Below are 1,772 nucleotides of genomic sequence, written 5' to 3'. Positions count from 1 at the left end.
TTGACATCCTCCTCGCCGTAAACGACGAGGATTCCTACTGCGGTTAGGCGCGAACGCCGGACTCGCTTCGGTGGGTTCCTGCTGCTGGCGGCATTGTTGCACCACTCACTTCACAGGCTAATCGGGCGTGTCCCGCCCTTAATACATTGATCGCGCCGACGACATCGGCGTTTTCTTCAAAGCCACATTCCACACAGGCAAACCGAGCTTGCGTGGCGCGGTTATCCTTCGATATGTGACCACAGCACGGACACGTCCGGCTGGTGTTTTTCGGTGGAACGGCGATCAGGTGGCCGCCATTCCATGCCAGCTTGTAATCGAGCTGGCGACGGAACTCAAACCAGCCTTGATCAAGAATGGCTTTATTCAGGCCTGACTTCGCCCTAACATTCCTACCCTGTTGCTCGGCGGTTCCTGCCGCTGATTTTGACATGTTTTTGACCTGCAAATCTTCAATACAGACTATCGCGTGGTTTTTGCTAATGTCGTTTGATATTTTATGCAGGTAGTCACGGCGGCTGTTGCCGATATTGGAATGAATGCGCTGAACTTTGGCTTTGGCCTTTTTCCAGTTATTGCTGAATTTTACCTTGCGGCTCATGGCCTGCTGCGCCTTGCGCAAAGCGGTTTCGTGCCGTTTGAAACTGTTGAGCGGGGCGTAGAAACGGCCATCGGACAGGGTGGCAAAGCGGGCAATGCCCATGTCAATGCCGATGGCATCGCCCTGATGCACGGCAATTTCAACTTCCAGCTCGGTCTGGATCGATACATACCACTTACCACAAACCTGACTGACCGTGACGTTTTTAATCTCACCTTCCACCGTCCGACTGTTGCGGTAACGCAGCCAGCCGAGCTTGGGCAGGAAGAGTCGATTATTGCCTTGCTCCAGTTTCACCCCTTGTGGATAGCGAAAGCTATCTGACTGACCCTTCTTTTTGAAGCGCGGGAAGTCTGCTCGTTTGGCAAAGAAATTTTTGTACGCCCGATCTAAATCTTTCAGCGACTGTTGCAGCGTTTGAGAAGGTGAATCAGACAGCCATTTTGTTTCTGGCTCTGCTTTCCATTGTGGTAACAGATTATTCAATTCAAAGGCCGATAGTTTCTTTTCACCCAGCTCATGTCGTTCTTTTTGCAACGCCAGCGCCTTGTTATAGACAAACCGACAAGCACCGGAGAAGCGGCGCATCTGGCGCTGCTGCTCTCCAGTGACAATCAGTTCGAATTTGTAGGCTTGCAGTCGTTGCATGGCTTGCTCATACTGTGTCAATACAACTCAATTATAGATTGGTCTATGGAAATTGAAAGCGATTTAAGGCATGGCAGGCATTGTGTTTTTAAAATGCACGTTCATTTGGTCTTTGTAACAAAATACCGACGAAATGTCTTTACCAAAGAAGTGCTGGATGATCTAAAAATCTTTTTTGAAAAGGTCTGTCTTGATTTTGAATCAGAGCTGGTTGAGTTCGACGGTGAAGACGACCATGTGCATTTGTTGGTGAATTACCCGCCGAAGGTGGCCGTGTCGAATCTGGTTAACAGTCTCAAAGGTGTATCCAGCCGGATGATCCGAAAAAAGAATTACCCTTCGATCAAAAAGAAACTCTGGGGAGGTGCGCTCTGGTCGCCCAGTTATTTTGCGGGGAGCTGTGGTGGTGCGCCAATTGAGATCATCCGGCAGTATATTGAGCAGCAACAAACTCCGGCGTAGCCCTCAGAACGGCTTCGCCGTTGCGCTATTCATCCTCGCCCTGAACGGCGAGGTTTTCCGC

Annotated in this window: 2 protein-coding genes; one reads left to right on the top strand and one right to left on the bottom strand. The window is 50.2% G+C overall.

Translation table 11 applies throughout. From position 1 onward, the window contains the following. Positions 1 to 43 precede the first annotated feature (43 nt). Positions 44 to 1,249, bottom strand: a complete 1,206-nt coding sequence (locus B5P39_RS24280) for an RNA-guided endonuclease InsQ/TnpB family protein (protein ID WP_088213181.1) — start codon at positions 1,247 to 1,249, stop codon at positions 44 to 46. A gap of 45 nt (positions 1,250 to 1,294) precedes the next feature. Between B5P39_RS24280 and tnpA the strand changes: the two genes are divergently transcribed. Further along, the gene (gene tnpA, locus B5P39_RS24275; RefSeq protein ID WP_037426855.1) at positions 1,295 to 1,711 is read left to right on the top strand and encodes an IS200/IS605 family transposase; all 417 of its coding nucleotides are present in this window, start codon (positions 1,295 to 1,297) and stop codon (positions 1,709 to 1,711) included. The last annotated feature ends 61 nt before the right edge of the window (positions 1,712 to 1,772 follow it).

The sequence above is a fragment of the Shewanella sp. Shew256 genome (assembly GCF_002196695.1).
GTDB lineage: Bacteria > Pseudomonadota > Gammaproteobacteria > Enterobacterales > Shewanellaceae > Shewanella > Shewanella mangrovisoli.
The sequence above is the reverse complement of the archived record's forward strand: the minus strand, read 5'-3'. Positions and strand labels throughout refer to the sequence as shown.